The 6,032-nt window shown below is 41.0% G+C and carries 6 protein-coding genes; 4 read left to right on the top strand and 2 right to left on the bottom strand.

All coding sequences use genetic code 11. The features are described 5' to 3' along the window. The 4 genes from L4C33_RS18725 to L4C33_RS18710 form a co-directional block, all read left to right on the top strand. On the top strand, positions 1-301 hold a 301-nt coding region (locus L4C33_RS18725; protein WP_428813927.1), incomplete at its 5' end, for an ABC transporter permease subunit. 94 nt (positions 302-395) lie between these two features. Then, on the top strand, positions 396-1,430 hold the full coding sequence (locus L4C33_RS18720) for an extracellular solute-binding protein (protein WP_428813926.1): 1,035 nt from the start codon (positions 396-398) through the stop codon (positions 1,428-1,430). A 143-nt stretch (positions 1,431-1,573) separates the two neighbouring features. Next, positions 1,574-2,611 carry an extracellular solute-binding protein gene (locus L4C33_RS18715; RefSeq protein WP_428813925.1) on the top strand — a complete coding sequence of 346 codons (1,038 nt, stop codon included), beginning with the start codon at positions 1,574-1,576 and terminating at the stop codon, positions 2,609-2,611. A 99-nt stretch (positions 2,612-2,710) separates the two neighbouring features. Beyond that, positions 2,711-3,508: a GGDEF domain-containing protein gene (locus tag L4C33_RS18710; RefSeq protein WP_428813924.1), complete on the top strand. Its 798-nt coding sequence runs from the start codon at positions 2,711-2,713 to the stop codon at positions 3,506-3,508. 59 nt (positions 3,509-3,567) lie between these two features. Here L4C33_RS18710 and cobB read toward each other — a convergent pair whose 3' ends face one another. Beyond that, positions 3,568-4,302 (bottom strand): Sir2 family NAD+-dependent deacetylase, encoded by a 735-nt coding sequence (cobB, locus tag L4C33_RS18705; RefSeq protein ID WP_428813923.1) that lies wholly within the window; start codon positions 4,300-4,302, stop codon positions 3,568-3,570. Positions 4,303-4,503: 201 nt separating this feature from the next. Beyond that, positions 4,504-5,724 carry an ammonium transporter gene (locus L4C33_RS18700; RefSeq protein ID WP_428813922.1) on the bottom strand — a complete coding sequence of 407 codons (1,221 nt, stop codon included), beginning with the start codon at positions 5,722-5,724 and terminating at the stop codon, positions 4,504-4,506. Positions 5,725-6,032: the final 308 nt, after the last annotated feature.

The raw sequence follows: 6,032 nt of genomic DNA, 5'->3' as shown, positions 1-6,032 counted from the left end.
GCTTGAAGCTGCAAAAGATCTTGGTGCGAGCGAATGGACAATCTTAAAACAGATTATATTGCCGCTCGCAAAGCCAGCTGTTGCTGCAGGTTGGTTGTTAAGCTTCACACTGTCTCTGGATGACGTAATCATAAGTTCATTTGTGACAGGGCCAACGTATGAAATTCTACCGTTGAAGATTTATTCAATGGTGAAAGTGGGGATTTCCCCAGAGGTTAATGCATTAGCTACGGTTATGCTGGTCGTTTCTTTAATACTTGTTATCACTTCACAGTTGTTAGCAAGGGACAAAATAAAGTAAACTGCGCCTCAAATTACATAAACAGAATGGGATGTTCCATTCTGTTTTTCTATCTATTGCCATTATGGCAACGTTTAGTTTGGAGCTAACGTCAATGAAAAAATGGGCTACTTTATTAGCTGGTAGTGCATGTGCGCTTTCAATGTTCTCAGGAGCAGTGTCTGCGGACGACGATAAAGAACTCGTATTCATGAACTGGGGGCCGTACATCAACAGTTCGCTTCTAGAACAGTTTACGGATGAGACCGGTATCAAAGTGATCTATTCAACCTATGAGTCGAATGAAACTTTGTATGCCAAGCTAAAAACTCATAATAAGGGTTATGACCTTGTGGTTCCTTCTACGTACTTTGTTTCAAAAATGCGTGATGAAGGTATGCTTCAAAAGATCGACAAGTCTAAGTTAGAGAATTTCAACAACCTTGATACAAACTACTTAGATAAAGCTTACGATCCGAAAAATGAATATTCGATCCCTCATGTTGTGGCAATCACTGGCTTAGCCGTGAACACCGACATGTACGATCCAAATGATTTTCAAAGCTGGGCTGATTTATGGAAGCCAGAGCTTGAAGGTCAATTGATGATGATGGACGACACTCGTGAAGTCTTTCATATCGCATTACGAAAGCTTGGCTACTCGGGTAACACAACCGACGATGCACAAATTGACGAAGCTTATGCCGAGTTGAAAAAGCTAATGCCTAATGTACTGGTATTCAATTCAGATAACCCAGGTGCTCCATACATGTCTGGCGAAGTTGGCTTAGGAATGTTGTGGAATGGCTCTGCCGCTGCTGCACAAAATGAAGGTCTACCAATCAAACTGGTGTTTCCAAAAGAAGGCGGTATAGGCTGGGTAGATAACTTCGCAATTAGTTCTGGTGCAACAAACGTAGAAGCGGCGCATAAGATGATCGATTTCCTATTACGCCCTGAAATAGCAGAGCAGATTTCACGTGATACCGGCTATCTGACTGCCGTTAAAGCGTCGAATGAAAAATTCAAAGATAGCCCTGCTCTATTTCCTTCTCAGGAAGACCTTGACCGTGTTGAATGGCAGTCTGCTGTTGGTGATAAAACGGTTAAATATGAAGAATACTTTATGAAGTTGAAAGCTGGGCAATAAGCTTACGCAAACAACTTAAGTGAATAGGCAGCTAAGGCTGCCTATTTTATTTATGTGCTGCTATACTCACGCCAAACTTTTATAAATCACTTTTCTTTGGGTTCACTACCCTGCTTTAAACCAAACAAATGAACGGAACAGTAATGAAGAAAGCACTGTATACCGGCGCATTGTGTGCTGCTACTTTTATCTCTACCTCCTCTTTCGCAGCTGACCAAGAGTTGTATTTCTACAACTGGTCTGAATATATTCCTAACGAAGTATTAGAAGACTTCTCGAAAGAAACAGGTATCAAGGTTATCTATTCCACCTACGAGTCTAACGAAAGCATGTACGCTAAGCTTAAGACTCAAGGTTCTGGTTACGATCTTGTTGTACCGTCAACGTATTTTGTTTCCAAAATGCGTAAAGAAGGCATGCTACAAGAGCTAGATAAAGCTAAGCTGAGCCACTTTGAAGATCTAGACCCTAACTATTTAGACAAGCCTTTCGACCCTAATAACAGCTACTCTATCCCATACATTTGGGGGGCAACTGGTATTGGTATCAATTCCGATATGCTTGATAGCACTTCTGTTGCTTCATGGGGTGACCTGTGGGATACGCAATGGGAAGGTCAACTAATGATGATGGATGACTCTCGTGAAGTCTTCCATATTGCTTTAAGCAAGTTGGGTTACTCTCCAAATACAACTAACCCAGAAGAAATTAAAGCTGCATATGAAGAACTGAGAAAACTGATGCCTAACGTATTAGTATTTAACTCAGACTTCCCTGCAAACCCATACTTAGCGGGTGAAGTTTCACTGGGTATGCTTTGGAATGGTTCTGCGTACATGGCTCGCCAAGAAGGCGCGACGATCGATATTATCTGGCCAGAGAAAGGCACTATTTTCTGGATGGACAGTCTTGCAATTCCAGCAGGTGCTAAAAACGTAGAAGCGGCGCATAAGATGATTGATTTCTTACTTCGCCCAGAAAATGCAGCAAAAATTGCCCTAGAGATCGGATACCCGACTCCAGTTAAATCAGCTTACCCTCTTTTACCGAAAGAATTTGCTGAAGACAAAAATGTATTCCCTCCACAATCTGTAATGGACAGTGGTGTTTGGCAAGACGAAGTAGGCGAAGCTAGTGCAATTTATGAAGAGTACTTCCAAAAATTGAAAGTAAATAACTAGTAATTAATTCGTTAGGAAAATAAAGCGGCGCAAGCCGCTTTATTTTTATCTACACTTTATATAGGCTTAGTATTAAACAACACTTGGTACGCTATATAAATGACCCGAACTCACCCTCTTCTTATTGTCGTAACATGCATGCTCCTTGCATCTTTTATTATGCTTGGAGTGGGTAAAGTTGCCGATATTGACTCAAACTATGACCTTTTCTTTGAGACCAATACATTAGTGATCGTTCTGTATATTTGTACCGTGGCGAAAAAAACGATTGGCCGTAATAAAAAGCTGAAATACGGTGCGTGGTTACTTCTTTTCAATAAAACTTACGATGTCATTACTGAGATCGCTTTTTTAGACAGAATTGCCGATCAATACGAATTCATCGATACATTTCTAGAAGATGGACTACTACAAATTTCCTTCCTACTTATCGCATTTGGTTTGACTGAAATTACTATTAAGCTTCGCGAACAAAACTCAATTGATGAGCTTACTGGTTTGTATAATCGAAAAAAGCTGACTGACATTAAGCTGGAATCTTTCGATTTGATCTATTTTGACCTAAACGGTCTTAAACTCGTGAATGATCGCAAAGGCCATAGCGTAGGTGATCTCATGCTAGTACGATTTTCACAGGTATTGGCGCAATGTACTATTGGAAATGAAATGGCTTTTCGAGTCGGTGGAGATGAGTTTGTCATTACCGCTAACGAAGGCCGAGCCGAAGAACTCATCACTCACGTAAAGCACCTGCTGGAAGGGGAACAAATATCTTTCTCTTATGGAGTAGAAAGAACGTCTCGTGAGAACTTTCAGCAAGCTTTAGACAAATCGGATAAAGCAATGTATGAAATGAAAAAGTCAATGAGATCAAATAACCATAACAGCGCCCTATAACCTATAGTGCAATAAAGAAAAAGACACCAAAAGGTGTCTTTTCCGTTTCAATTATTTGTTTACGCGCTTTTCGATTCGACCTGAACGCCTAAAATCTCGTTGACGAGCCTAGGGACTTCGACACTAGCCTTACCATATCGTTTTTCTTCAAATTCGCTTTCAACAGCACTTGGTTCGAGGTTGATTTCAATCGTATGAGCGCCATGCATCTTCGCATCATGAACAAAACCTGCAGCTGGGTAAACAACACCTGAAGTACCAATAGAAACAAACAGGTCGGCTTCTTCTAATGAAGAGTAAATATCTCCCATGCGTAATGGCATTTCACCAAACCAGACAATATGTGGACGCATTTGAGCGGGTATTTGGCAACAATGGCATAGTTCACCAGTCTCGATATCACCCTTATGCTCTATTACTTGATTAGACTCGCTACAACGCGCTTTAAGTAATTCACCATGCATGTGAATAATATTCTTACTTCCACCACGTTCATGCAGGTTATCAATATTCTGCGTAATGATGGTAACCTTACCTTCTAATTTCTCTTCGAGCTCACCTAACGCATTATGAGCAGAGTTAGGCAGAATACCTTCACTTTGTAATTTAAGTCGACGCTGATTATAGAAATCCTGAACCAAATCAGGATCTCTTTCAAAACCCTCTGGTGTAGCAACATCTTCGATTTTATGGTTTTCCCATAAACCATCTTGCGCACGAAATGTTTGAATACCGGATTCTGCGGAGATCCCTGCCCCAGTTAAAATCACTATATTTCTGTATGGGAAATTCATACGACATCCTTATCTGAGTAGCTTTGTTGTAAGCTTAGCATTGATGAAATATCAACAATAGCTTTAAGGGTTAGACTATAGTCGTAACTTAATGGAATCATTAAAGATATGTGATTCAGGTGAGGTAAGTTTTTCTACTAAATGTCACAAAGGCGACCGTAGCCGCCTTTGTTGGGAATGCATCAATTAATCGTACGACTTTTAATCTTCATTAATTGATGAGATCTTATGTATTGCCAAGTCAGCACCGTTAAATTCATCTTCCTCAGAAAGCCTTAACCCAGTGACTTTATTTAAGATACCGTAAACCAGAAGTGCCCCCGCGACCGCAACAACAATACCGGCAACAGTACCTAGGATTTGAACAGTTAAGCTTACGCCCCCTAATCCACCAAGAGACTGCTGACCAAATATACCAGCTGCGATACCACCCCACGCGCCACATACACCGTGTAACGGCCACACACCGAGAACATCATCAATTTTGGTTTTATTTTGTAGGTAGGTGAATAGATATACAAACAACGCACCCGCTATAGAGCCAGTAACCAATGCGCCAATTGGGTGCATTAGGTCAGACCCAGCACAAATAGCAACAAGCCCAGCTAACGGGCCATTGTGAATAAAACCAGGGTCATTTTTTCCTGCAATCAATGCAGCTAATATACCGCCAACCATCGCCATCAGTGAGTTCATAGCCACTAAACCGCTGATTCCATTCACTGCTTGCGCAGACATAACATTAAAACCAAACCAACCGACACATAGAATCCATGCACCTAGCGCCAAGAACGGAATATTTGAAGGAGCAAAGTTCGTGTGTTTGCCAGCGCGTACACGACCTTTACGCATACCTAAAAAGTAAACGGCAACAAGAGCAATCCAACCACCGACACCATGGACAACAACAGATCCAGCAAAGTCATGAAAACCGTAACCAAAACTTGCTTCAAACCAGGCTTGCAGGCCAAAGTTACCGTTCCAAATCATGCCTTCAAACAATGGGTAAACCAAACCGACGGTAAAGAATGTAGCAATCAATATTGGGTAGAAACGGGCTCTCTCTGCAATACCACCAGAAACAATCGCAGGAATCGCGGCTGCAAATGTCAGTAAGAAAAAGAACTTAACCAGTTCATAGCCATTGGCCTGTGAAAGCGTTTCAGCATCAGCAAAGAAAGTACCGCCATAAGCGACCCAGTAACCAATGAAGAAATATGCGATACCTGAGACTCCAAAGTCAGCCAGTATCTTTACAAGCGCATTCACTTGGTTCTTTTTACGAACTGTACCTACTTCTAAAAATGCAAATCCCGCGTGCATCAAAAACACCATAATGGCGCCAAGTAGTAAGAATAATGTATCCGAACTTTGGGTTAGGTTCTGTACAGCGCTATGAACCTGAGTCACCGTTTCACTCATTTATTGCAGTCTCCGTTGCTTATTGGTTCTTATGCACCTATCCAGTGCTTATATTAAGAATTGAACCAATATAGTGAATTTATCTTTAGGAGCTTTAGCTGAGCAAATTACGTTCCAATAATTAAAACTAACAACAACGACTCAATATCAAGCTTAAGTCGTTGTTTTAAGGTGGTTAATTTGAAATTTAAATTGAGGGAGAGATGAGATTTTGAATTAACGCGCACCAAAAAAGACCACCACTGCACCAACTCAATGCAATAGATAAAAAGAAACCTGAGTGATATTCCTATCGCTCAGGTTTCTTA

The organism is Vibrio makurazakiensis, from assembly GCF_050337375.1.
Lineage (GTDB): Bacteria > Pseudomonadota > Gammaproteobacteria > Enterobacterales > Vibrionaceae > Vibrio > Vibrio makurazakiensis.
The sequence above is the reverse complement of the archived record's forward strand: the minus strand, read 5'-3'. Positions and strand labels throughout refer to the sequence as shown.